Genomic DNA, 25167 nt, shown 5'->3' with positions numbered 1-25167 from the left:
TTAGAATCCGTTTTGTAAATTAACTATTCCAGCCACTAAATTAAACCTAAGATTAGCTTTTTTACCAAAACTTCTATAGGTTTCACCCAGTATACGAAACTTTTTAATTTCTGCAATTTTATGCTCAACATAAATCCTAATCTTACTAAGCCATTTATTATAATTCTTCTGCTCTATACTTAAAGAACCTCCTTTGGGCTTTTTATAGGGGAGTTTTACTTTAGTAGATTCATTTTGAATACCTTGGTAGCCATTGTCACAATATTTATCAACATCACGAGCTAATTTATCTGATTTTCTGCGAACAGTTATATCATGAACACTGCCTGGATAAACCTTCGAAACATTAACTATTTGACCTGCTTCACTGATAGCTATTTCTACTTTCTGTGTATGGCTTTTTTTCTTCCCTGAATAGTTAGCCTTTCTTCGTTTTAATTTCTTAGGTCTCTGGATTGGCTGTTCTGTTGCATCTATTAAAAGTCTTTCTACTTTTTGATTAGTCATGCTTCTATCTTTTTTTATATGTATTTCTTTAACTAGTAGTAACTCTACTCGTCTAATTAGGCGATTTACATTTGATTCATCTAATCCTATCAAGTAGCCTAAAAATTCTTGTGTCATATAGCAACGATAATATATTAAAACTAACAATAATCTATCTGCATGATTATCAACTTTTGGCTTTCTGCCAATCCTTGGAAATCCTTCATCTAAGGATTTTGAGGCATCGGTTAAGATTTTATTGAAATGTTTTAGTTTTAAACCTGTTAGTTTTCTAAATATTCTGGCTTTCTTTGACAATATTGCGTAGCTTATTTGCATTTTTATGGATCTCTTAAGCAATCTTTCTATATATATGGTGAATAATTAGTATTTCGCAAGAGGTCTTTTGTGATAAATCCTTTTCTAAAAAATCTTTTTTATCCCAACCACTCTCTAAAAGCAGTCCATTTGCAATTGTGCTAATTTCATTAATTTCTTGAAATCCTGTGCCAATATCTAATTTAACAGACTCGATAAGATGATCATTAATGAAATCAAATATATCATCATTGAATATTTCTTTGTTATCCCAGCCACTCTCTAGAAGCAATCCATTTGCAACTGTGCTAATTTTGTTAACTTCCTGTAGCCCTGTAATAACATCTACTTTGATAGACTCGACAAGGCGGGCATTAATGGAATCAAACAAATCATCATTAAGTATTTCTTTTTTATCCCAACCATCTCTCAAAAAAGTCTGATCTTGGGCTTTAATCACCCTATCAAAGAAACTTAAACCACTAATAGGATCTACTTTGATCTTATCAACTATAGCATCATTAATCCCGTCAAAATTAAGTGCCACTTCTCCTGCATCATCTAGCTCAAATGATAAATTTTCTAATAATACTGGATATACTTCTTTAACAAAGTGACTTGTTTCTATAGATTCTTTAATTGAGTTAAATGCACTTGCATAACCTTGTGATATGTTTGTAGCTCTAGCATTATCTGCTAATCTATGAAAGAACCAATCTCCTGTAGTCGTTGTGCCACCTTTAGCAACTGTTCTAGTATCCCAAAATGTCTCTGTTCCTGTTTTTGCATTTATTGTATAAGTGCTACCATTATCTCTAATGTTATACTCTAAAATCCTACTACCATTTAGAGCCTCTAACACAGCTGTCTTTTCTATTACTGTTCTTACTCTATCTGAGATACCTACATTAATTTGTGTACCATCATCTAACGTTACACCATCTAATATATCTAAAGATGTCTCAAAGTTTTGTGATGTCCTTGCCCACTCAAGTAATACCTCATGAATAGCACTATCTGTAACTAGTGTTTCTCCTGAATATAATCCTGTAAGTAGCTCTTTAAGGTCCGGTGATAAACTAGCTGACTCATGTAAGCTTCTTAAAGCTCCTTGACCTGCTACATTAATTGAGTTTTGTAACTCTTGAGAAGTTTCTAATACATCTTCAAATTTACTATAAAATTTATTCTCAGCAAAATCCATTGCTCCTACTGCTGTAGTAGTACCATCTGTGTTAGTAGCTGTAGAAGTCTTACGTAATATACCACCTGCTACACTTTGATTTACAGTCTTTGCATTTAGATCAATACTTGAGATACCAGCATCTGCTAAACTTAGTAATTCTCCCTGATCTGTCACACCATCCTGATCGGCATCTTGCCATACCTTGACTTCAGAAAATGCTGAATCTTGCTCATTAAATACACCATCAGAATTACTATCTAGATCACTCAAAGCATCAAAGCCATCTTTAGCTTTAGTGCCATCTGACTTTATGGTGTTATCCCCGAAAAGCTCTCTACCGCTATCGATAGTACCTGAACCATCAACATCTCTAACTAATAAACCATCTTCGGCGTTTACCCACCCAGTTCCAACTGCTTGGCCGTTACCTGAATGATCAAATAACACGCTACCATCTGCTGATGTAGTCTCAATTTGATTATCTCGGTCGAGATCGACAACCAATGGATCGCCATAGCGTTGTGTGGCTGCTTGTTGGAATTTACCTAAAACTAATTGATCAATGGACATTTGGCTTGTATCGCCATTAGTACCTAAAACTTTAGATATTAAATCCTTATAGTTAGTTAACTCTTTAATCACCAAACCAGCTTCTAGTTTAGCTAAATTATTAAAATAAACTTGTGAATCTGCTTCTGCAAGTTTATCTGAAACCATCGCTTTTCCAAACGCTAAAGCATCATCAGGATCTTTCGATAAACTGTCTGCATAATCAAATTCTTTATATGCTTTATACTTTTCTTGATTAATGAAAATATCATCTCCCATAGTTTTCATCCAATCAAGCTTTTCTGCTAAACTATCAGGCATAACATATCCCAAAGCAATATCAATACCTGCTGCCTCAAGTATTTTAGAAGTTACTTCTACACAATTGTCTCCTCCTAGTTCGAAAACTTCGTATTTAGGTGGATCAAGTCTTAACTGTTCGCCCTTAGTAATAGCTGCCAAATATTGAGCCTTTGAAATAGTGCCAGTATAGCTAGATGATATAGCACCTCTTTCATCAGAATCACTTACTCCAGATAATTTAGCATCAAATGTTCCTGACTTCCCAAAAAAAATATTTCCATCAGCATCTTTTATAGGTCCATAAGAATACTTAATTGTTCCTGCAAAAGTTCCATCTGATATTTCAACCCAAACATGTGTACCAGACCCTTGACTTAATTTATTACTATATATTGTAAAAGTATATTTTTTATCACTCATAAACTACCTGTTACTATTTCTTAAATTTATAACTATTGAAAAAATTTCTAATAAAACAATTATTCCTACTAAAAATAAAATAACATAATACAAAAATTCATTTGATATCATGAAACCCTTATTCACGGCTCCATTAGACATAATGACTTTTACGCTTGAATTAATAATAATGTTCTGATTATAAAAACTATAAGTATTAAACAAATATAAAAATAATAAAGAAATACTATAAAAAGCTATTTTGACTTTTCCAGAAAAAAGAAAAAATATGCCAACAATAAAACAAATTTCCATATATACAGTTATAAAAATAAAATTAGCTTGAGCTGCTGCTTTCGTAAATGCCTGAATAATAAACATTGTTACAAATATCATGAATAGTGAAAAAAATAGATTAAATAGAAATTTATTAATTTGGCTATCTCTAACCTCATTTAAAAAAATATATGCTACCAATAGGTTTACTACATAAATAAGATTATCAAAAGATAAAAATTTCTTAAAATCATACAAATTTGTCCCGATAGCTTTATAATCACCAAATAAACAAATAAACAAATAAACAAATAAGCAAATAAGCAAATAAATAAATAAATAAATAAATAAATAAATAAACGATTATATTTTTATAACTAAAATTCTTTATAACTTTACTACCTATAAAACAAAAAAATAAGAAGAAAAATAAGCTCGTTAGAATAGTAGCATTTATATTTATTCCTATTAATTCAAAAATAATATTTACAATAGCTCCTATCATCATAAAAGGTACAAACTGATATATGACACTCATGATTATTACTACTGCATACAACTCTTTAATATCTTCTTTCTTAATATTCATCTAAGCCACCGACCCTAACTCAAATGATAAATTTTCTAATAATACTGGATATACTTCTTTAACAAAGTGACTTGTTTCTATAGATTCTTTAATTGAGTTAAATGCACTTGCATAACCTTGTGATATGTTTGTAGCTCTAGCATTATCTGCTAATCTATGAAAGAACCAATCTCCTGTAGTCGTTGTGCCACCTTTAGCAACTGTTCTAGTATCCCAAAATGTCTCTGTTCCTGTTTTTGCATTTATTGTATAAGTGCTACCATTATCTCTAATGTTATACTCTAGAATCCTACTACCATTCAAAGACTCTAATACAGCAGTCTTTTCTATTACTGTTCTTACTCTATCTGATATTCCTACATTTATCTGTGTGCCATCATCTAATGTTACTCCATCTAATATATCTAAAGATGTCTCAAAGTTTTGTGATGTCCTTGCCCACTCAAGTAATACTTCATGGATAGCATTATCTGTAACTGGTGTTTCTCCTGAATATAGTCCTGAAAGTAGCTCTTTAAGACCTGGTGATAGGTTAGCTGATTCATGTAAGCTTCTTAAAGCCCCTTGACCTGCCACATTGATTGAGTTTTGTAACTCTTGAGAAGTTTCTAATACATCTTCAAATTTGCTATAAAATTTATTCTCTGCAAAATCCATTGCCCCTACTGCTGTAGTTCCATCATCTGTAGTTGTAGCTGTAGATGTCTTTCTTAAAATACCTCCTGCCACACTTTGATTTACTGTCTTTGCATTTAGATCAATACTTGAGATACCAGCCTCTGCTAAACTTAGTAATTCTCCCTGATCTGTCACACCATCTTGGTCGGCATCTTGCCATACCTTGACTTCAGAAAATGCTGAATCTTGCTCATTAAATACACCATCAGAATTACTATCTAAATCACTCAAAGCATCAAAACCATCTACTGCCTTAGTGCCATCTGACTTTATGGTATTATCCCCGAAAAGCTCTCTACCACTGGTAATTTGGCCATCAAGATTTTTATCACGAACTAACAATCCGTCTTCGGCATTGACCCAACCAGTTCCAGTTGCTTGGCCGTCGTTGTCATGGTCAAACAGTACGCTTCCATCTGCTGAGGTGGTCTCAAGTTTGCCGTCTCGGTCGAGATCGACAACCAATGGGTCGCCGTAGCGCTGAGTGGCTGCTTGGGTGAATTTATCTGAGATAATGCTAGCTAAACTATACTCCTCTGTTGCTTCAACAAGAGTTTGTCCTGATGGTGCAGACACTTCTATAAACTTAAGCATTAAGTCATATATTGCAGGTTGTTTTGTTTCATAGATGCCTAGTGCCCCCTCTTCCATTATTACTAATGGGAAATCTGTATTTTTAACTGCTGTAAGCTGATCCATTATAGTTGCATTAGGTGTCTCTATTCCACCATTCAACAACTTAGCATAAGCAGAAATATTTAAATCATAATCTAAGGTTTCTCTTCCTGATATATTTGAACCCATCCATTGAGTTGAATATATCCCTACGCCAATAGTATTTGTCAGTGAATCAATAGCTACAAATGAGTTCATTGTTTGAACTCCTAAAGGATTTGTTGATAAATTAGCAGTCCATGTTCCTGAATCTGTGTAACTATCACCTAACATACCGTAATGAACCATTGTTTCTAGAGAGGCTTTACCTGTTTCTTTAAAACTAGTATCAAAACTCTTTCTTAACTCATCACCAAATTTTTGTTCATAAGCATCCATTTTAAATTTAATAATTGAATCTTGATTATAAGCTTCCGCTGTATAAGCTGTACTTCCAGTTGATGGGTATCTCATAGAGTTAAAAGCCTCTAGTTGATCCGTTGTCATATAATCTTCAATAGGAGTATTAAAAACTTCTGCTTTTAATCTTTGAGTATATGAGCCTTCTCTTATATATTCAAAATTTGCTATAGCTGACTTTTGCTCTTGATTTAATGAATCTTTTTGACTTTGGGTCATGCTTGAGATATCAGGAGTAGATTCTATCTTACCAGACTCTTTACTATAGTATTGTGTACCATTTGAGGCTGTTAAAATATTCTTTTCTAATGCTGATAGATAATGAGAATCTACATTTTTTCCATTAGCTTTAGCCGCATAAGCTTTATTAAGAAACTCAGCTGTTGCACCTATTGCTCCAGCTTCACTATTTAAAGTAGCTCTAAGCTCAGATCTTAAATCTGAACTAATATTGAAATTATAGTCATTGAGTTCTGTGCGAGTTTCTATATTTTGATCTGAAAAAACTGTACCAATATAAGTTGTATTTTTAATTTCCTTACCATTTTCATTAATTTTCGTTTCGTTAAAAATATCTAATAGCCTTTTTTGTCTATCACTTTGTAATTCTTCACTTGATTTAAATAATGTATTCATAAAATTTATTTCTCTCTTTAATTAACAGCTCTAATACTTATTTGTTTTACTAAATTATCTAATTTATCTTTAATTCTTTCTTTATTTTGATCAAAATATTTCTTATCTTTACATCTTATTTGAATACCGATTTTGTAAAAATAATCTTCCTTTTTCAATATATTTTTCCCATAAAAAGAATTAGCCAAATATCTGTTTTTTTCAGGAGAAAAATAAAAATAACTATCTCCTAATTTTTCTTTAAGTTTAAGACTGTTTTGATAATTAAAAAAACTACTTGATATAAATTTTTCACCACTTAAAAATTTACTAAAATCAAAATTAATAGAATTTCTCTTTGCATTACATATCAAAGTATCTTTATTACAATACCAATCTATTACATAACCATTTGTTTTTAAGAATTTACCAGGAGTTTTAATTTGAAATCTCTGCCCGTTCTCAAATTCTAAATTAATTGTATAAACATTATGATCTTGTTTGTATTGAGCATACTTATAAGCTGAATATAAAACTGCTGGAACACTTACAAAATAAACTATAAAAAGTAGCCAAGAAACTATAAACACATTCTTTGCTTTAAAAAACCTAAAGCATAAATAAGTTACTAAATACCAACAATATGCTATTACAGATAATATTATACTAAACTTTATGATACTGAAAAGTATTTCAATAGCTCTATCACTAGAGCCAGCAACTGCTACAAATGATAATCCTATATTTAGATATAAACATATAAATACTAAGTTAAGAATAATTAAAAAAGTTTTTACGCATACTTTACTTATAACTTTGTTATTGTCTGCATAGAACATATTAGAAGCAAATAATATAGTCGCAGCTATAACTCCAGAATATAAATATAAATTAGTAGCAAACTTATGACCCTCTATGTAATATTTACCACCTATATTAAAATAGAAAAATATACATCCTATTAGAGCTATTACCCCAAATGAATATAATATTTGCCAACCTCCACCAGTTGGTACTTCTTTGGCTTTTTTTTTTAATGCTTTAGATATAAAAAATTCTACAAAACTAAATAAACTTAATATAGCTACTAAAATCAATATATCAAATAATAATATAATAGTCATCATACTATCAATTCCTCTTTACTTATCGTTATGGGAACCACTAACAACATTAACAATAATATTTTTTTCATTTACACAACCTTTAAATTTATCAAGTAAGAAATTAGAATCAATTCTAAATATTTTAGATCCTGAAGAACGTATTTTCAAAGGGTTTTGGAAGCTAGTTTGCAAAATAATTTATAGCAAATTTTAGGTGAATTTTTAGTTAATTAAGCAAGTATAAAAAGTTAATTTTGGATTATATTACAGCTTTGATTATAGTATTCATTGATAAAATATAAATTTTAAAACTGGATTCTACGATCAAAGCCTGTGCTGAACTTGATTCAGTATCGTAGAATTGTAAGTTAAATCTTCTTTATAATTTATGTTTAAGGAGTCAAACTAGAGTGTAAAACTTTAGTTATAACCTAAGCGACCGTCGTAGAATAGATTACACAATCGTTGTCATCAAGGTACTTAGGTTATCTCCTTAATACGTTTGAATAGTTGGATGGTCTATAACGACCGCTTACAATCGTAAACATAGAACAAATATACTAAGGAGATATTTAAAAATGTATCATAATTTCGTAGATATTGATATATCAAAAAATGATTTTGTAGTAGCTATATATGGTAGTAAAAAAACTTTTAAATATCTTAATAATTCTAAAGGTTTTAGTGATCTGTTAGAAAAACATCCTATACTTAAAGATAACAGTCTTGTGGTTCTAGAGACTACAGGAGGGTATGAAAAAGCTTTGGTTGAATATTTATTAGTTGAAAAAATTATAGTACATAGGGCTAATACTCGTGTTGTTAAACATTTTATTCGTTCAACTGGACAGTTAGCTAAATCAGACAATATTGATGCTATATGTCTAGCTAGATATGGCTATGAAAGGCATACTAGTCTTGGTTGCTATAAACCTACTAATAACAACCTTCAAAAGCTTGTAAAATATACACTTAGAAAGCAAGAACTTAAGAAGCAATTAGCTGCTGAAAAAAACAGAGCTCAAGCTCCAGATCAAGAATATACTAAAGAGTCACATATCAGAGTAATAGAGTTTCTAGAGCAAGAAATTACTATTGTAGAGAGTTTAATTGATGATCTTATAAACTGAAGTTACGCACTAAACATAAATTTGAGCATAAAGACAAAGTATTATATGCAAGGCAGGTTTTTATTAGCATAGCAGTAGCTATGGTGATAAAGTTCTAAGGCAGTCAGATGATACTTAGCTTTGTCCTTTGGATGATATAATTTGCATTAAATAACGTCGTTACCAAGATTTGAAGCTACTAGTAGCTCTTGACCTTGTTTCCTAGTTCTTCAACGCAACTTATAACACTCAAAATATATTTAGTGCGTAACTTCAGTTATAAAGGATTGTGAATATTTAACAAAAGCAAGAGACTTGTTAGTTAAAGAAGTTGCAGGTTTGGGAAAAACTACAGCAGCATCATTACTTGCTCTTATGCCTGAGCTAGGTAGTTTAAATCGTAAGCAAGTAGCCTCTTTAGCTGGAGTCGCTCCCTATGCTTATGAAAGTGGTAAGAAGATTGGTTATAGGAAAACTTATGGTGGTAGAGCTGACTTAAAGCCAGTATTATTTATGTCTGCTATGACAGCTTCTAGGAGTAATGGAAAGCTTGGAACTTTTTACAATAAACTTGTCGAAAATGGAAAAAAGAAAATGGTTGCTCTTATTGCTGTTATGAGAAAAATTATTGTTATAGCTAACGCTAAAATTAGAGATTTAAAAAGAGATTTGAAAATTTTATAAGCTATAATTATTAACATAGTTGATGACATATTATGTTTTGAGTTTATTATAGTAATAACACACTGTACTGTTATATATTAACTATACGAAATAATTAACAAATCAATAATCTATTGTTACATAAATATATTTGATTAACTTCTATCAAAGCTTTTCAACAGCATTTATAATTGCCTGATTGGTAACTTGTTTTAAATGAATAATATCATCTGACTTGGAATTTAAAGGTGGTAGCCAATAAAGTGTATTACCAAGTGGTCTGAGCAAAGCTCCTAGCTTAATAGACTCTTTATAAACATCAAAACCAAACCTATATTTATCTATATCTAAATCTGCAGCAATCATGCCACCAAGATTTCTAATATTTTTAAAAATATGAACCTCTTGTTGTATCTCTAAGAAGCAATTATGCATTAGAGTTTCTAGCCCAGTTACATTATTTAATATATTTTCCTGCTCAAAAATATCTAAAACACTATTAGCGGCTACCACACCAAGAATATTACCACTATGAGTATGTGAGTGTAAAAATGCCTCAGACATTTTATCTTTATAAAACATATCATAATATTGATTTTTTGTTAGAGTAACACTAAAAGGTATCATTCCAGATGTAATGCCTTTTGATATACATAAAAAATCTGGAGAAATATCTAGATAATCTAATGCAAATAACTTACCTAACCGTCCAACACCAGTCATAATTTCATCAAAAATAATATAAATATCATTTTGCTTACACCATTTGCATAGTCTATTGAGATAATCTTTACTATATAGCAACATGCCTCCAGCTCCTTGACATAGAGGTTCAACTATTAGTGCATTTATGCTTTGCTTATTTTCTTCTAAAAACTTCTGTGTCTTATTCCAATGATGTTCTGCATCCTCCCATAGGGGGGCTGTCTTACCATTTACATACGGTAGATCTTTTATAATCAAACTATCGAATAGTAATATTTTATATGGCTCTGAATATAAACCACAATCACTAACACTCATAGTTGCTAAAGTTTCACCATGATAAGAATTTTCAAGACAAACAAATTTAGTTTTAGAGGTTTGATTTCTAAGTTGACGTAAATGTATCGTCATCTTTAAAGCTATTTCAACAGCACATGATCCATCAGCGGCATATAATGTTTTATCCATTGATGTTAATTTGCATATTCTATTACTAAAATGTTCAACTTCATCATTAGTTGTATTAGCAAATATTGTGTGTTCAAACTTATCAAGCTGATTTTTTAATCTATCAATAATATAAGGATGTCTATGCCCTAAAGATTTACACCACCAACTAGATATAGCATCAAAAAGCTTTCTGTTATCTTGAGTATATAAATAGCTTCCCTCAGTTTTATTTATATTTAAAGGAGGTACTTTTTCAAAATCTTTCATTTGTGTGCAAGGGTGCCATATATTAGTGCTATATTTCATTGTAAACTATTTTTATATTTTTAGGTTGACATAAATTATATACAAGATATACAATGATTTACAACCTGAAGTTACCAACCACACAAATATGAATTTAGAACAAATTAAAGCAATTTATAATAAGCCTCTTACCGAACTAATGTTTAATGCTCTAGAAGTTCATAAGAAAAATTTTAATAATGATATAGAATTATGCTCATTAAAAAGTATAAAAACTGGAACATGTCCCGAAGATTGTAAATATTGCCCCCAGAGTGGTCACTACAATACAGAAATACAAAAACATAAGCTTTTAGAACTAGACAATATTCTAGAAGAAGCAAAACAAGCTAAAGCAAGTGGTTCTAAAAGATTTTGCATGGGAGCTGCTTGGAAAAACATACCCAAGAAAGATCTAGATAAAGTCGTAAACATTATATCTGAAGTAAAAAGACTAGGCTTAGAAACATGTGTAACTTTAGGTAGCATAAATCCTGAAGAAGCAACAAAACTAAAAGATGCAGGTTTAGATTATTATAACCATAACCTAGATACTTCAAGAAACTACTATCCTGAAATAATTTCAACTCGAAAATTTGAGGAAAGAATTGAAACTATAAAAAATGTAGCAAATGCAGATATCAATGTCTGCTGTGGTGGTATATTAGGAATGGGAGAATCCCTTGATGATAGACTTAGTTTATTATTGGAATTATTAGAATTACCATCACCTCCGAAAAGTATACCTATCAATACCTTAATACCTGTAAAGGGAACTCCTCTAGGAGATAAATATTCAGAAGCACAGATTGATAATATAGAACTTGTGAGATTTATAGCAACAACTAGAATTCTTTTCCCTGAAGCTAGACTTAGACTATCAGCAGGTAGAGAAAATATGTCTATAGAAACGCAAACATTGTGTTTTCTTGCAGGTATTAACTCTATTTTTTATGGTAACAAACTTCTAACTGAAAATAATGCTACTGTAAATTCAGATAACTATCTATTATCAAAATTAGGATTAACAGCTTAATATCAAAATCATGCTAAATCTAGAAAATAAGTATATTCAATATCAAAAAGATAACTTGTTAAGAGAATTAAAAGTCAGCAATATTAATACAGATAAATCTATCACTGATTTTACTACTAGTGACTACTTAGATTTATCTAATTCTATCAATCTAAAACAATGTTTAATCGATGGTTTTGATAGATATGGTTTTGGTAGTAAAGGGTCTAATATAGTCTGTGGCTATACTGATGAAACTCAAGAATTTGAGACTAGTTTTGCTAAATTTGTTAATTACCCTAGAGCTATATTTTTTAGCTCAGGTTTTATGGCAAATTTAGCCATTTACTCAACTTTATTTGATAAAAGCCAAACAATATTTGCTGATAAATATATTCATGCTTCCATTATTGACGGTATCAAACTGTCACAAGCAAAATTAAGAAGATATACACACCAAGATTTAGCTCATCTAAAAAATATTTATGATAATAAAAGCTATATAACTACAGAAGGAGTCTTTAGTACTTATGGAACTATTAGTCAACTAGATAAGATATCAAATGTGGCTAAAGGTAAACTAATAGTTGATGAGGCTCATAGCTTTGGTATTCTAGGAGAAAATGGCAAAGGCTCTATAGATAAATATAAACTTAGATATACCGACTGCCCTATTAGTATCTTTCCTTTAGGTAAAGCCTTTGGTGGAGTTGGTGCTATGGTTTGCACTACAGATAGAATTGCTGAATACCTAATCCAATTCGCTAGAAACTATATTTATACTACAGCCCTGCCCCCATTAATAATAAAAACTTCTATTTTACAATTAGAAAACTTAAAATCTGCAGATAGCCAAAGAGAGGCTATTTATAAGAATATAGATCTCTTTAATCATTTATGTAAAGAAAAAAAACTAGAGTTATTATCAGATGATATATCCCCTATTAAAAGCATTTTAATAAAAGATAATAATTTAGCAATAAGTTTAAAAAATAAGCTTTATGCTAAGAATATATTAGTTTCATGTTTTAGGTATCCAACAGTCCCTAAAAACCAAGCTCTTCTTAGGTTTTCATTACATTCAAGTAATACATTAGACCAGATTCAAGAAGCTTTAGAAATTATCTCTAAGGAGGTAAATTATGGATTTATACAATAAAGTCGAAATAAACTTTTCTAATGCAAATCAATATACACAAAAAAGTAGTATTCAGAATAAAGTCAGGCAAATACTCTTAGCTGAAACATTAAGATATTCAAAACTACTAAATTATAATCATATACATAAGATACTAAACTTAGGGGTTCGTGATCTTAGTGAACCTTTAGAATTAAATAAAACATTTAATCCCAATAAAATTGATATTGGAGATATTGCTCCACCCCAAAACGCTAAAAGAATAAAAAACCTAAATGCTTATAAACTCAACTTCGATAAAGATTTGAATATAGTTGCTAATGATTATGACTTAATATTTTCAAATATGTCATTTCAATGGAGTCAGAACTTTGAAAATTTAATTAAAAATATCTCAAGTAAGTTAAATAATCATTCTATTTTAGCTTTTAGTACAATTCTGGATAACAATTTTCATGAGCTAAAAGATGTTCTTCGCATAAATAAAATGCATGCTGAATCATCCATTTTAAAGTTTATTAAAAAAGCCAATTTAAATTGTATATACAATAATAGTTTTTATTTAAATAAAAGTTTTAATAATTTTAGAGAAGTTATTAATCATCTAAAGTCTACTGGTGTAAACACTTATACAGGCAATAAATCTAACTATAATTATAAAAAAATAAAACAACTATACTCAGATCAAAAACAGTTTAGGCTTAGTTATCATATCGGCTTATTTATTTGTTTTAAGGAATAAAATTATGAAAAAAATTTTCATCATAGGAACTGATACAGAAGTTGGCAAAACATATGTCTCAACTAACTTAATTAAAGCTTATGAATCACAAAATATTAAATCTCTGTGCCTAAAGCCAGTAGCTTCTGGTAAAAGTAAAGAATCAGATCTCTGTGAAGATGTTGAGAGTATTATACAAGCATATAAATATAAATTCTCATCTGATGAAATAAATCTAATATCTTTTAAAAAAGCTATAGCACCACATATAGCTGCGCTAAAATCTAATACAAATATATCCTTAGAAAACTTAGAATCATTTATTAAAAGTAAATATACTAAAGACTTAGAAATGCTTTTAGTCGAAGGAGCTGGAGGACTACTAACACCATACTCTAATCAAATAACTCAATTTGACCTGATAAGAGCCTTAAAAATACCTGTGCTATTAGTTTCATCTATAAAAGTTGGCTGCATAAACCATACACTACTAACTATGAATGAACTAAAAAGACATAATGTAAAATTAACTGGTTGGATAGCTAATTGTAATAACTCAAATATTAGTTTTATAAATGAACAGATAGAAACTATCGAGAAATTTTCAGGATATAAATGCAACGCAAAAATAACTCAAAATGCCGACTATTCAGATTTTACAGAGTTATCTAAAATACTAATATCTCCAGAAGAGAATGAATAAGTACCACTATTATTTTCAATAATTATCTCACCTATATCAGATAAATTTTTATATTTGCAGTTAGTAAATTTCTTATCTGCTAATATTAAGGTAAACTCTTTGTCTTTTAAATAATTTAATTTCTCATATTCTTTCTTAAAAGAAGAAAAACCTTCTTTAACAAAAGTTGTTAAATCTTCTTTTATAACATTTATTATTTGTATAAGTAAGTTTGTTCTATTGGCATGTCGGTCAGATTCTAATTTTATTGAGGTCCAGTCTTTTGAAATTTCTTGGTTATTTTGCATATTTACATTTAAACCAAAACCTATAAAAAGCTTAGCTCTATCATTCATTTCTGCCGAGATATTTATAATTACCCCACCTATTTTCTTATCATTTATATAAATATCATTAGGCCATTTTAGCTTAGCACCTAAGTCTAACCTATTTAATATTTTAGCTATACTTATAGCTATTGCTAACGATAGACCATTTAACTTAGATACATCCAGATTAACAATCTCAAATAATGTACAATAAATATTCTTGCCAAAAGGCGACACCCATTTTCTATTAAATCTACCAAAACCATCAGTTTGATGCTCTGAAATAACAACTGCATTATCTTGAAAACTATTTTGATTCTCAATAGCATATTTTGAAGTAGAGTCTATAGAATAAAAATAATTTACATTTTTAAAAACTTTTTCAAGTTCATCTAGCTTAATTAGATCAAGCTTTTCATCTAGTATATACCCTATCTTTGAATTAGAAAATATATCTATCTGATAGTTATCTTTTAGTGTTTTTATATTTTTTGATATAGCAGCCCTAGAGATACCTAAGTTATTTGCAATATCTTGACCACTAACATACTTTTTATCACCTAAAGAATTTAAGATTTCGATTTGAGTTTTATTCATTTAAATTTTTCATATTTGTTGTTAGTTAATATACTATAAATTTTTACATCTATCTAAATAAACAGCGGCCGCCCCAAAAACTTGAAAATCTCCCTCTGTATCAGACCACTCTATTTTGAGTTTATTAATAGATCGCGTAAAAGCAAACGTTTGTATCTCATCCCACATAGCATCCTCAAAGTATTCTCTAGCAGAGATAATCGAACCCGCTAGTATAATGACCTTAGGGTCTACGGTATACATAATAGATTTTATAGCAACCCCTAAATGTTTGCCAAACTGTTTATAAATATCAATGGCTTCTTTGTCGTTGTTCTTTGCTCTTTTTAAAATCTCTACACCATTAATACCTATCTTTTTTATAAAAAATTGCCCACTACAATAATCTTCTAGGATCCCATCTAGATACGGTAGCATACCAAACTCTCCGGCACCACAATTAGAGTCATTTAACAAGGAACCTTTATTTATAATTCCACCTCCAATACCAGTACCTATTGTAATACCAACAAAATTTTCATATTGTTTGCCTTTACCATAAAGTCTTTGGCCTATAGCAAAACAGTTTGCATCATTATCTATGAAAACAGGTACTTTAAATTCTTTCTCTAAAATCTCTTTTAAATGAATTTCTTTCCATGATTTTATATTCTGAACATCGTATACTATGCCATTTTCTCTATCTGCAACACTTGGTATACCTACACCTATACCTTCAACCTCTGCAGAAAATACCTTTGAAATAGTATCTATAACAACATCTATAACCGATTGAGCATCATGCTCTGCATTATCTGGAATTTTGTTTAAAAATGATTCTAATAAAGTATCTCCGATAATTCTACCTGCGTTTACTTTAGTACCACCTATATCAACACCAACAATAGTCTTATTATTTTTAGCTTCTTTAATCATGTTCATTTCAATTATTTTTTGATAATAGTTCTTTTAATTTTATTGTTTTATTATCCACTAATGGATTTGCTGTTATTGCAACATATAGCATAAATATAATCGTAAAATAAACAAAACACATTCCTACTCTTAAACCAAGAAGATCTCCTATATTTCCAACGATTAAAGGAACTATAGCTCCACCAATTATACCCGTACAGAATATTCCTGAAATTGTCCCATGATGAGATTTTAGAGAATTCATTCCTAATGAGAAAAGTCCTCCATACATAATAGATGTCAAAAAACCACAAACAGGGAAAAATATTAGTGAAATATCTGCTGAGCCAAATAGTGCTAAGCTCAAAGATATTAATTGTAATGTTAGAAATACTTTTAGAATATTCTTAACATTATATAGCTTTAACAACACAATACCTAATATACCGCCCACACATTGCATAATCCAGAATAGTGCTACTGTAGTGTTTCCAACTGTTTCAGTATCAAATCCATGATACTCATTTAGAAATTTTGAAATCCAAACACTAATTCCCTGCTCTTGACCAACATATGAAAATATAGCAAAAAAGTATATTAAGACTATTTTATTTTTTAGGAGTTTCTTAATAGTAGCAAAACCCTCTAATTTCTCATCAGCATTTAATTCAACTTTTGGAAACTTAATTAAGCTAATAAATATTACTAGTAAAAACATAACAATAGCATTGAACCAATATATTGCAACCCAGCTAAAGTTCGTAGCTATTAATTTATTAAAGAATATTAAAAAATAGTTACTATCTCCACTATATGGTAAATTTATGACTAAATAAGACAAAACAAATGGACTGACAAATGATGCTGCACCAAAAAACACTTGTTGTAACACTGAGAAAAATGAATAATTTTCTTCACCTCCAGCTACTCTTAATAAAGGCCAAAAGGCTACCTGTAAAATCGCTGCGGCTGTTCCAACTGTAAATAAACTTACAATATAAGTTATATAAGAAACTTTAAGACAGAATAATATAGATCCAAGAGATCCTAACAAAAATGCGAATAAAATCATTTTTTTAGAGCCATATCTTTCTAACATATATCCTGCAGGGATAGAAATAATATATGCTATGAAGAAAGCAAAAGGTAGAACCCCAGCTTGAGAAAGTGTAAGATGAAGATCTTTCGTTGCATCAGGAATTATAGGACCTAAAATATTAGTTACAAATGATACTGCGAAAAAACCAAGCATCACAACCCATACTATTAAGTAATTTCTTTTCATATATTAAATTTATCCTTTTAGTGTTAAGGCAAAACAAACCTATAAATGTAACCAGAGGGGGTTACACTTATAAAATATTAAGATAAATGAGTTACCTATATAAGAATTATAGACTCTAAATACTACTGTGTAAATTATACTTGTTATAGGCTAAATACTATTTTTCATAGTTCTGTAAATCCCTAAAGATCCTACTGTACCTGCTACAACTAATATTAAGGTATATAGAGCTAATCCTAAGATACCGTATTTAGCTGTAAATATACCTGCTAATAATGGTGCCGCACCACTAATACCATTACCAATACTATAGCTAATAGCACATCCTGTAGCTCGCCACTCATTATCAAAAACTAATGCAAAAAAGGGAGATACTGCTCCTTGAATAGCTGCCATGATAATACAAAATATTAAAATAGCTAAAAAACTTATAATAAAGTTATTAACCGCTATTAACATAATCAATGGATAAAATAATAAGACTAAAGCTATTAAAGCTAAATAAAAGACTTTTATATAACCATATCTATCGGAAATATAGCCAAATGCTGGATATAAGATACATGCAAAAAATAATACTATACTATTTAAAAATAGAGCACTACTCTTTGGTATATTTTGATATTCAACTTGATAATTAACAAGATATGTAAAGACCATATAATACAATGAGGCACACATACATGTTATTAATGAAACTATTATTATTTGCTTATATTGCTTGAATAATGCCTCTACTAATTTTGTTTGATGTTTTTGCTTGGGTGGCTGCTCAGTATAATGCTCATTTCTATTTAAATATAAGTAAATAGCAAAGAGTAAACCACTTAATATAAATGGAACTCGCCATATAAGCTGATTATGATTAGTAAATATAACTTCAGAAAAAATCCCAACAATAGATGCTAAAAGAAATCCAGCAGAAGATATAGCAAAAATAATCCCAACAGATAATCCAGCATTATTCTTTGAATCTGTTACCCCCAGTGTTATAAGTGTCGGAAACTGTCCACCTACAGATAAGCCTTGTATGACCCTGAATATTATTAACAACATAGGTGCTAAAATACCTATATTAGAATAGCTTGGTATTAAGCCAATCAACACTGTAGAAACACCCATAGCAATAGTACATGCGTTAACAACATATGCATAACTAAACATATCCGCAAGATATCCCATAATTAAAGCACCTAATGGCCTTATAATGGTTCCTATGAAAAAAACTGAAAAAGTTAGCAGTAAAGATAACTCATGATTATTAGAGGGGAAAAAATTAACCGATATAAATGTCGCAAAATAAATATATAGTGAAAAATCATACCACTCTAAAATATTTCCATATGATATCTTTAGAAAAGATATAGTTTTATTGCTCATTGTAAAACATTTTTTTTCAGTTTTACCAAATTAGTATACATAACCAAAATATGATTTATACCTTAAAATAAAATAAAATTACATTTCTAATTACCAAAAAATATGATTTAAGATTATAATAAATGTTAACAATATACATATTTTGGAATTAAGAATGAAAATAGAAGATGTTAAAAAAAATGTTTTCTCAATGCCTTTGGTATCACCCACAGCAAACAGAATTGCTTATAAATTTACGAATAGAGAATATTTTATTATTGACTATTTAGCTGATATTGAAGTCTTAAAAAAATATGTCCCGGAGCCTCTTAAACCAACAGGTCTTGTAAAGTTTGAATTCATGAAAATGCATGATGCTAATGGGTTTGGTAGCTTTAATGAGGCTGGTCAACTTATTGAAGTTGAACTAGATGGTAAGAAAGGCCTATACTCCCACATTATGCTATTAGATAACTTACCATCTATTGCTGCTGGTCGTGAAATTTGGGGCTTTCCAAAAAAATATGCTCATCCGACCCTAACTGTAGATTCTGATACTCTGCTAGGTACTGTTAAATATAATAGTGTAAATGTGGCTTTTGGTACTATGGGCTATAAATATGAAGAACTTGATAAAGAAGCTGTTAAAAAAGCCTTAGAAGAAACTCCAAACTTCTTACTTAAAACAATACCTCATGTTAATGGTAAAGATGTAAGTATTTGTGAGCTTGTTAAATATCATGTTACAGATGTAACAGTTAAAGGTGCTTGGACGGGGCCAGTTGATCTACAAGTATTTAATCATGTACAAGCTGCGCTTCATCATTTACCAGTTAAAGAAATTGTTAAAGGATCTCACTTTATTGCTGATGTAACTTTAGGTTTTGGCGAAGTAGTCTTTGACTATCTTAAATAAATATCTTTAAACTATTAATTATCACAAAATTAATAGTTTACCTAGATAGTTTTATTCTTTTACCTTACTAAAAAAATCTCCCACTTTTACAAGATTTCTTTGATCCTTAGTACATTTTGAAACATAGAGAGTATCATCAAGAATATAATATATAGCATCTTGAGAATATTTTTCACCTAATTTACAAGCTTCATATAGAGAATTACAATTAAACATAAAACCATTTTCTTTATGATCTGTAGATTCATCAAAGCCATTAATCTGATAAACCCAATCATACTTTTGTTGTAACTCTTGTTTTAAGATTTTATTTCTAGTTGTATTTTCATAATCACTAAGAAGTCGATTCATAGGGTTATATGCTGTAACAATTGCGAACTGCTTAGGATATTGAGTAGGTTTTACAGGTACTTCAAATTTTGTTTGGAAATACCATTTAAGTAAATTATTTTGATCTAAAGTATCATTCATAAGCCTTAAGCTTTTGCTCTAGTTGAGAACCAGTCTGAACACCATTTAAAGTTTCAACTTGCTTACCATTTTTAAAGATCATCATTGTTGGAATACTTCTAATACCAAATTGTGCCGCCAAGTTTTGATTGTCATCAACATTAACTTTAACAATTACCGCAGCCTTATAATCTTTTGATAACTGATCAAGAATAGGTCCTAATGTTTTACAAGGGCCACACCAATCAGCATAGAAATCTACTAATACAGGTTTATCTGTACTATTTATAAGCTTTTCAAAATTAGCCTCATCTGTTTTTATAACATTACTCAAAGCCATATTATTTCTCCATAAATGTTACATTTGCTCTAATATTTATATCTTGAGAAACTGCTACTGGATTATTATTACCTGCTGAGTCCATTTCATTAGAAGCACCAGCTTTCATATACATTACAGTGTTTCTTGGTCTATAACTATTTGTAGTGTCATTATATTTAATTGACTGGATAGTATAAGTATTATTTGTTTCTTTATTAAAATCATCTAGATACTTTTGAGTATCTTTAAAGATCTTAATCATAAGTTTTTGCTTAGCCGCTTGGATAGCTTTTGCTGGTGGATTATAGTCAAGAACTTGGACAACTAATTTTTTCCCAGAAGCTTTTTGGTTTTCTAATGCTTTTTGCAGGCTATTAAGATCTTTTTGCGATATCCTAGCTTGTAACTGTACAGTTATATTTAACGCGCCACTATTACTAGTATTCTGTTCAACGTTTCTAACTTTCCAATCTGCTTTAACAATATTATTAACTTCATCAGATATTTGCTTTTGGATATTATTTTGATCTTGGAGCGTTGTTGTTGCATATCCTGTAACTTGTACAAGTATACTATCACTTTTAACTGTTGTTTCAGCTTGAGTTGTATATTGAATAGTATTATGTTCTTGAGCTTTATCGCATGCTAAAGCAACTGAGCTTGTAGCTAAAAAACTAACTAAAGTAATTGGAATAATTTTTTTCATAAACGAAACCCTCATTGTAAGTATTTGTTCTATTAGTTTCAGTTTAGCAGATTACGCTATATAATTAATTAGAAAGATAATAAAAGATTAAAAGATTTTTTATATTATAGAATCTAGAATATCATCTAAAGATTCAGTAATATCTTCTTTGATTTCATTTTCAAAAGGAAAGTCATCTGATGTTAATTGTGATTTTACAAAACTCTCTAGAAGTAAATGCTGAGCATCATGCAGCTCTAAACCTCTAGATTGTAGATAAAATAAAGCATCTTTATCTAACTGGCCAACTGTAGCACCATGAGTACAAACAACATCATCTGAGAAAATTTCTAACTCAGGTTTTGTATTTATTTCAGCTTTATTACTTAGTTGGATATTTTTGTTATTTTGAAATGCTTGGATTTGCTCAATACCTTCATTTACAACTGCCTTAGCATTAAACCAAGCTTTAGCAGAACCATTAGCAACACCACGAAAGTTAACATTACTATACGTATTTGAGGCATTATGATTAACTAAGAAACAAGCATTTGCAATAGCGCTATCACCAACTAAATACAAGCCTCTAATATCAAATCTTGAATGCTCTTTATTTAGCTTCACAACAAAATCATTTCTTAATAAAGCATCTTTATTAAGTAGATTAAAACCATTAAATTCAGCGGCCCTATCAAGATTTATTAGATAATTAGCTGTAGTAAATAGTTTTGTATTGTTTGCATTATCAGCATTATTTGTAAAATTAACTTTAGCAGATTCGGCAACTTTTACATCTAAAAATAAGTTTATTGCAGATTCTTCTGTTAGATTTACAAAATCAATATCTAAATCAAGATTTGCAAACATATCAACATCTAACTTTAAAGAAACATTTGATAGCTTATTTTTAGCCATCTCAGTATTTATAAAAATAAGGCTAAGAGTATCTTTTGTATCTTTAGGTACCTTTATACCAAAATGTTTAGAGTTCTCGATAGCTAATCTTGACATATTTCTATCATCTTTATGAAACTCTAGAGCACTGATATGATTTAGCTTTTTATTATAATCAATAGCTAAAGATCCATCTAAGATGATAACTACATTCTCTTGAGTATCAAATTTAAAACCTTCAAGATAATCTTTTGTTTTTGGAGCTTCTTTTAATATCTCTGTAATATTATTTTTAGAATATATTGAAGCAATATTTGTATACTTCCAGCTTTCTTGCTTAGTAGTAGGTAGAGATTTATTGTCTATTAACATTTTTTAACCTTTAGCTGTTTAACCAAGAGTATCCTTTCTCTTCTAATTCAAGTGCAAGTTCTTTACCACCAGTCTTAACTATTTGACCATCTGCTAAAACATGAACAAAGTCAGGTTCGATATGATCTAAAAGTCTTTGGTAATGTGTAATAACTAAGAAACTTCTATCCTGTGATCTCATAGTATTAGCACCTTGTGAAACAACTTGAAGAGCATCAATATCAAGACCTGAATCTGTCTCATCTAGAATTGCTAATTTAGGCTCTAACATCATTAGCTGAAGCATTTCATTACGTTTTTTCTCACCACCAGAAAAACCTTCATTAACACCGCGAGACATATATTTTTGATCTATCTTTAAAACCTGCATATTTTGCTTAAGCTTTTTCATAAACTCAATAGCATTGATTTCTTCTTCGCCATTTTGCTTTCTAATACTATTTACAGCTGTTTTTAGAAATTGAACGTTACTAACACCAGGTATCTCGATAGGATATTGTAAACTTAGAAATATTCCGGCTGCTGCTCTTTCAGAGATGCTTAGATCATCAAGATCTTTACCATCAAATTTAATAGAACCTTGAGTAATTTCATAACCATCTTTACCAGCTAAAACATTACTTAATGTACTTTTACCAGCACCATTTGGTCCCATAATTGCATGGACTTCACCTTTTTTCATTGTTAGGTTTAGTCCTTTTAATATTTGCTTCTTGTTATCTCCAACACTTACATGTAGATCTTTTATTTCTAATAACATTTTTTAACCTTTTTCATCAATTATGTAAAATTACAGTTTTAACCAACAGCACCTTCTAAACTTACTTCCATAAGTTTTTGTGCTTCAACTGCAAACTCAAGAGGTAGTTTTTTAAATACTTCTTTACAGAAACCATTTACAATCATTGCAATAGCATCTTCTTCTGATAAGCCTCTTTGCTTACAGTAAAATAGTTGATCATCAGATATTTTGGATGTTGTAGCCTCATGCTCTATTTGCGATGAGTTACTCTTATTTTCTATATATGGATATGTGTGAGCACCACATTTATTTCCTATAAGTAATGAATCACATTGCGAGAAATTCCTTGCATTAGCAGCATTTGGAGATATTCTAACCAAGCCTCTATAAGCTTGAGATGCTCTACCTGCTGATATACCTTTAGAGATGATTGTACTCTTAGAGTTTTTACCAAGGTGAATCATCTTTGTACCAGTATCTGCTTGTTGAGCATGTCTTGTCAGAGCTACAGAATAAAACTCACCTATAGAATTATCTCCACGTAAAACTACTGAAGGATATTTCCAAGTTATAGCTGAGCCAGTTTCAACTTGTGTCCAAGAGATCTTAGAGTTTTTATGCGCCATACCTCTTTTTGTTACAAAGTTGTAAATACCACCCTTACCATCTTTATCACCAGGATACCAGTTTTGTACTGTAGAGTATTTGATCTCAGCACCATCTAAAGCAACTAGTTCAACTACAGCGGCGTGCAACTGATTTTCATCACGCATTGGTGCCGTACAACCCTCTAAATAACTAACATAACTTCCTTCATCAGCTACAATAAGAGTTCTTTCAAACTGGCCTGTATTCATAGCATTAATTCTAAAGTATGTAGATAGCTCCATCGGACAAGTTACGCCTTTTGGAATATATACAAAAGAACCATCACTAAATACTGCAGAATTTAAAGCAGCAAAAAAGTTATCACCTTGAGGTACTACAGAGCCAAGATATTTTTTTACAAGTTCTGGATGCTTTTGCACTGCTTCAGATATTGGACAAAATATAACACCAGCTTCTGCTAATTTTTCTTTAAAAGTTGTAACAACTGAAACTGAATCAAATACTGCATCAACAGCAATATTTTTGACACCTGCGAGCATCTCTTGCTCATGCAGAGGTATTCCTAGTTTGTTGTATGTATCAATAATTTCAGGATCAACTTCATCTAAACTTTTAGGGTGATCTTTCATTGATTTTGGTGATGAGTAATAGCTAATAGCCTGAAAATCAATTGGTGGATAGTTTAAGTCTGCCCAACTCGGAGATTTCATTTCCAACCATTTCTTATAAGCTTTCAGACGCCACTCTAATAGAAACTCAGGCTCGTCTTTTCTTGCAGATATTAAGCGAATAACATCTTCATTAAGCCCTGCAGCTATTGTTTCTTCTTCAATATTTGTCACAAAACCATGTTCATAGTCTTGTTCTATTATTTTATCTAAATTTTCACTCATTTTATTTAGCTCTTGCCTTTGTTGTTGACAATATCATAGATTGATGTACCAGAAAGTATTCCTAATAATTGAGAATTTAAAACCTTCCAATAACTACTAACTGTACAGTTTTTTAAACTACATTTTTTATAAATATCACAACATTCTGTAAGATTAACATCTTTCTCAATAGCTTCGACCACATCTAAAACTGTAATTTCTCGAGAATCTCTTACTAGTGAGTAGCCTCCTTCGACACCACGCTTTGAAGCCACAATATCAGCTATTGAAAGCTGATTAAGTAGCTTTCTTACTGTAGGAATATTTAGACCAGTAATTTCAGCAACTTTTGCAGCACTATAAGGTGTGGAATTATTCTTTGCTATTGTAACTACAACTAATAATCCGTAGTCGAGTAATTTACTTATTCTAAGCATAAATTACTTAATTATACCGATTTAGTATCATTTTGTTATTATGATAGTATTAAATAT

The 25167-nt window shown here is 30.2% G+C and carries 22 protein-coding genes and 1 pseudogene; 7 read left to right on the top strand and 16 right to left on the bottom strand.

Annotated features, from left to right (window positions below; translation table 11 throughout):
- The 4 genes from F7310_RS05095 to F7310_RS05070 all read right to left on the bottom strand — a co-directional run bounded on the left by F7310_RS05095 (position 1) and on the right by F7310_RS05070 (position 7600).
- Positions 1–825: a transposase family protein gene (locus F7310_RS05095; protein WP_072711046.1), complete on the bottom strand. Its 825-nt coding sequence runs from the start codon at positions 823–825 to the stop codon at positions 1–3.
- A gap of 13 nt (positions 826–838) precedes the next feature.
- Positions 839–3262, bottom strand: a complete 2424-nt coding sequence (locus tag F7310_RS10690; RefSeq protein ID WP_236939895.1) for a hypothetical protein — start codon at positions 3260–3262, stop codon at positions 839–841.
- Between the two features lie 844 nt (positions 3263–4106).
- A complete protein-coding gene (locus F7310_RS10685) occupies positions 4107–6494 on the bottom strand; it encodes a hypothetical protein (RefSeq protein ID WP_236939894.1) in 2388 nt (795 codons plus the stop codon).
- A 17-nt stretch (positions 6495–6511) separates the two neighbouring features.
- Complete coding sequence (locus tag F7310_RS05070; RefSeq protein WP_072712260.1) at positions 6512–7600, bottom strand: hypothetical protein; 1089 nt, start codon at positions 7598–7600, stop codon at positions 6512–6514.
- A 557-nt stretch (positions 7601–8157) separates the two neighbouring features.
- On the opposite strand from F7310_RS05070, the gene F7310_RS05065 reads away from it, so the two are divergent.
- Positions 8158–8709: an IS110 family transposase gene (locus F7310_RS05065; protein ID WP_236939893.1), complete on the top strand. Its 552-nt coding sequence runs from the start codon at positions 8158–8160 to the stop codon at positions 8707–8709.
- A 246-nt stretch (positions 8710–8955) separates the two neighbouring features.
- Positions 8956–9372: pseudogene (locus F7310_RS05060) on the top strand (transposase); the annotation flags it as partial.
- A gap of 144 nt (positions 9373–9516) precedes the next feature.
- On the opposite strand, the gene bioA reads toward F7310_RS05060, so the two are convergent.
- Positions 9517–10812, bottom strand: coding sequence for an adenosylmethionine--8-amino-7-oxononanoate transaminase (gene bioA / locus F7310_RS05055; RefSeq protein ID WP_072712258.1), 1296 nt, complete (start codon positions 10810–10812; stop codon positions 9517–9519).
- An 88-nt stretch (positions 10813–10900) separates the two neighbouring features.
- Between bioA and bioB the strand changes: the two genes are divergently transcribed.
- Genes bioB through bioD form a run of 4 tightly spaced genes read left to right on the top strand, consistent with a single transcriptional unit; the run spans position 10901 to position 14368 of the window.
- Positions 10901–11827, top strand: a complete 927-nt coding sequence (bioB, locus tag F7310_RS05050; RefSeq protein ID WP_072712256.1) for a biotin synthase BioB — start codon at positions 10901–10903, stop codon at positions 11825–11827.
- Positions 11828–11837: 10 nt separating this feature from the next.
- Positions 11838–12965, top strand: a complete 1128-nt coding sequence (locus tag F7310_RS05045; RefSeq protein WP_072712254.1) for an aminotransferase class I/II-fold pyridoxal phosphate-dependent enzyme — start codon at positions 11838–11840, stop codon at positions 12963–12965.
- Positions 12949–13686, top strand: coding sequence for a methyltransferase domain-containing protein (locus F7310_RS05040; RefSeq protein ID WP_072712252.1), 738 nt, complete (start codon positions 12949–12951; stop codon positions 13684–13686). The genes F7310_RS05045 and F7310_RS05040 overlap by 17 nt, the downstream gene beginning before the upstream one ends.
- A gap of 4 nt (positions 13687–13690) precedes the next feature.
- Entirely contained in the window at positions 13691–14368 is a 678-nt protein-coding gene (gene bioD, locus F7310_RS05035; protein WP_072712251.1) for a dethiobiotin synthase, read from the top strand.
- On the opposite strand, the gene F7310_RS05030 is transcribed toward bioD, so the two are convergent.
- The 4 genes from F7310_RS05030 to F7310_RS05015 all read right to left on the bottom strand — a co-directional run bounded on the left by F7310_RS05030 (position 14311) and on the right by F7310_RS05015 (position 18832).
- On the bottom strand, positions 14311–15273 hold the full coding sequence (locus F7310_RS05030) for a biotin--[acetyl-CoA-carboxylase] ligase (RefSeq protein ID WP_072712249.1): 963 nt from the start codon (positions 15271–15273) through the stop codon (positions 14311–14313). The two genes, bioD and F7310_RS05030, sit on opposite strands and share 58 nt — an antisense overlap.
- A gap of 33 nt (positions 15274–15306) precedes the next feature.
- Entirely contained in the window at positions 15307–16188 is an 882-nt protein-coding gene (locus F7310_RS05025; RefSeq protein ID WP_072713539.1) for an ROK family protein, read from the bottom strand.
- Between the two features lie 7 nt (positions 16189–16195).
- Positions 16196–17452: a sugar MFS transporter gene (locus tag F7310_RS05020; RefSeq protein ID WP_072712248.1), complete on the bottom strand. Its 1257-nt coding sequence runs from the start codon at positions 17450–17452 to the stop codon at positions 16196–16198.
- A gap of 150 nt (positions 17453–17602) precedes the next feature.
- Positions 17603–18832, bottom strand: coding sequence for an MFS transporter (locus tag F7310_RS05015; protein WP_072712246.1), 1230 nt, complete (start codon positions 18830–18832; stop codon positions 17603–17605).
- A gap of 154 nt (positions 18833–18986) precedes the next feature.
- On the opposite strand from F7310_RS05015, the gene F7310_RS05010 reads away from it, so the two are divergent.
- Positions 18987–19727 carry an acetoacetate decarboxylase gene (locus F7310_RS05010; RefSeq protein ID WP_072712245.1) on the top strand — a complete coding sequence of 247 codons (741 nt, stop codon included), beginning with the start codon at positions 18987–18989 and terminating at the stop codon, positions 19725–19727.
- 51 nt (positions 19728–19778) lie between these two features.
- On the opposite strand, the gene F7310_RS05005 is transcribed toward F7310_RS05010, so the two are convergent.
- The 7 genes from F7310_RS05005 to F7310_RS04975 form a co-directional block, all read right to left on the bottom strand.
- Entirely contained in the window at positions 19779–20198 is a 420-nt protein-coding gene (locus F7310_RS05005; RefSeq protein ID WP_072712243.1) for a DUF3293 domain-containing protein, read from the bottom strand.
- Positions 20191–20517, bottom strand: a complete 327-nt coding sequence (gene trxA, locus F7310_RS05000) for a thioredoxin (RefSeq protein ID WP_072712242.1) — start codon at positions 20515–20517, stop codon at positions 20191–20193. The genes F7310_RS05005 and trxA overlap by 8 nt, the downstream gene beginning before the upstream one ends.
- 1 nt (position 20518) lies before the next feature.
- Entirely contained in the window at positions 20519–21205 is a 687-nt protein-coding gene (locus F7310_RS04995) for a hypothetical protein (protein WP_072712240.1), read from the bottom strand.
- 99 nt (positions 21206–21304) lie between these two features.
- Complete coding sequence (gene sufD / locus F7310_RS04990) at positions 21305–22450, bottom strand: Fe-S cluster assembly protein SufD (RefSeq protein WP_072712239.1); 1146 nt, start codon at positions 22448–22450, stop codon at positions 21305–21307.
- A 10-nt stretch (positions 22451–22460) separates the two neighbouring features.
- The gene (sufC, locus tag F7310_RS04985; protein ID WP_072712237.1) at positions 22461–23210 is read right to left on the bottom strand and encodes a Fe-S cluster assembly ATPase SufC; all 750 of its coding nucleotides are present in this window, start codon (positions 23208–23210) and stop codon (positions 22461–22463) included.
- A 38-nt stretch (positions 23211–23248) separates the two neighbouring features.
- On the bottom strand, positions 23249–24694 hold the full coding sequence (sufB, locus tag F7310_RS04980; protein ID WP_072712236.1) for a Fe-S cluster assembly protein SufB: 1446 nt from the start codon (positions 24692–24694) through the stop codon (positions 23249–23251).
- 5 nt (positions 24695–24699) lie between these two features.
- Positions 24700–25110, bottom strand: coding sequence for an SUF system Fe-S cluster assembly regulator (locus F7310_RS04975; RefSeq protein WP_072712234.1), 411 nt, complete (start codon positions 25108–25110; stop codon positions 24700–24702).
- Positions 25111–25167: the final 57 nt, after the last annotated feature.

Source organism: Francisella uliginis, from assembly GCF_001895265.1.
Taxonomy (GTDB): Bacteria; Pseudomonadota; Gammaproteobacteria; order Francisellales; family Francisellaceae; genus Francisella; species Francisella uliginis.
Note: the sequence above shows the minus strand (reverse complement) of the source record. Positions and strands in the feature narration are given on the sequence as shown.

What these genes read in the sequence shown, in the direction of transcription:
- bioD (WP_072712251.1), top strand. Translation starts at nt 13,691, where the DNA reads ATGAAAAAAATTTTCATCATAGGAACTGATACAGAAGTTGGCAAAACA.
- F7310_RS05065 (WP_236939893.1), top strand. Translation starts at nt 8,158, where the DNA reads ATGTATCATAATTTCGTAGATATTGATATATCAAAAAATGATTTTGTA.
- F7310_RS05025 (WP_072713539.1), bottom strand. Translation starts at nt 16,188, where the DNA reads ATGATTAAAGAAGCTAAAAATAATAAGACTATTGTTGGTGTTGATATA.
- F7310_RS05005 (WP_072712243.1), bottom strand. Translation starts at nt 20,198, where the DNA reads ATGAATGATACTTTAGATCAAAATAATTTACTTAAATGGTATTTCCAA.
- F7310_RS05040 (WP_072712252.1), top strand. Translation starts at nt 12,949, where the DNA reads ATGGATTTATACAATAAAGTCGAAATAAACTTTTCTAATGCAAATCAA.
- sufC (WP_072712237.1), bottom strand. Translation starts at nt 23,210, where the DNA reads ATGTTATTAGAAATAAAAGATCTACATGTAAGTGTTGGAGATAACAAG.
- F7310_RS10685 (WP_236939894.1), bottom strand. Translation starts at nt 6,494, where the DNA reads ATGAATACATTATTTAAATCAAGTGAAGAATTACAAAGTGATAGACAA.
- F7310_RS05095 (WP_072711046.1), bottom strand. Translation starts at nt 825, where the DNA reads ATGCAAATAAGCTACGCAATATTGTCAAAGAAAGCCAGAATATTTAGA.
- F7310_RS04975 (WP_072712234.1), bottom strand. Translation starts at nt 25,110, where the DNA reads ATGCTTAGAATAAGTAAATTACTCGACTACGGATTATTAGTTGTAGTT.
- F7310_RS05045 (WP_072712254.1), top strand. Translation starts at nt 11,838, where the DNA reads ATGCTAAATCTAGAAAATAAGTATATTCAATATCAAAAAGATAACTTG.
- trxA (WP_072712242.1), bottom strand. Translation starts at nt 20,517, where the DNA reads ATGGCTTTGAGTAATGTTATAAAAACAGATGAGGCTAATTTTGAAAAG.
- sufD (WP_072712239.1), bottom strand. Translation starts at nt 22,450, where the DNA reads ATGTTAATAGACAATAAATCTCTACCTACTACTAAGCAAGAAAGCTGG.
- F7310_RS05015 (WP_072712246.1), bottom strand. Translation starts at nt 18,832, where the DNA reads ATGAGCAATAAAACTATATCTTTTCTAAAGATATCATATGGAAATATT.
- bioB (WP_072712256.1), top strand. Translation starts at nt 10,901, where the DNA reads ATGAATTTAGAACAAATTAAAGCAATTTATAATAAGCCTCTTACCGAA.
- sufB (WP_072712236.1), bottom strand. Translation starts at nt 24,694, where the DNA reads ATGAGTGAAAATTTAGATAAAATAATAGAACAAGACTATGAACATGGT.
- F7310_RS04995 (WP_072712240.1), bottom strand. Translation starts at nt 21,205, where the DNA reads ATGAAAAAAATTATTCCAATTACTTTAGTTAGTTTTTTAGCTACAAGC.
- bioA (WP_072712258.1), bottom strand. Translation starts at nt 10,812, where the DNA reads ATGAAATATAGCACTAATATATGGCACCCTTGCACACAAATGAAAGAT.
- F7310_RS10690 (WP_236939895.1), bottom strand. Translation starts at nt 3,262, where the DNA reads ATGAGTGATAAAAAATATACTTTTACAATATATAGTAATAAATTAAGT.
- F7310_RS05010 (WP_072712245.1), top strand. Translation starts at nt 18,987, where the DNA reads ATGAAAATAGAAGATGTTAAAAAAAATGTTTTCTCAATGCCTTTGGTA.
- F7310_RS05020 (WP_072712248.1), bottom strand. Translation starts at nt 17,452, where the DNA reads ATGAAAAGAAATTACTTAATAGTATGGGTTGTGATGCTTGGTTTTTTC.
- F7310_RS05030 (WP_072712249.1), bottom strand. Translation starts at nt 15,273, where the DNA reads ATGAATAAAACTCAAATCGAAATCTTAAATTCTTTAGGTGATAAAAAG.
- F7310_RS05070 (WP_072712260.1), bottom strand. Translation starts at nt 7,600, where the DNA reads ATGATGACTATTATATTATTATTTGATATATTGATTTTAGTAGCTATA.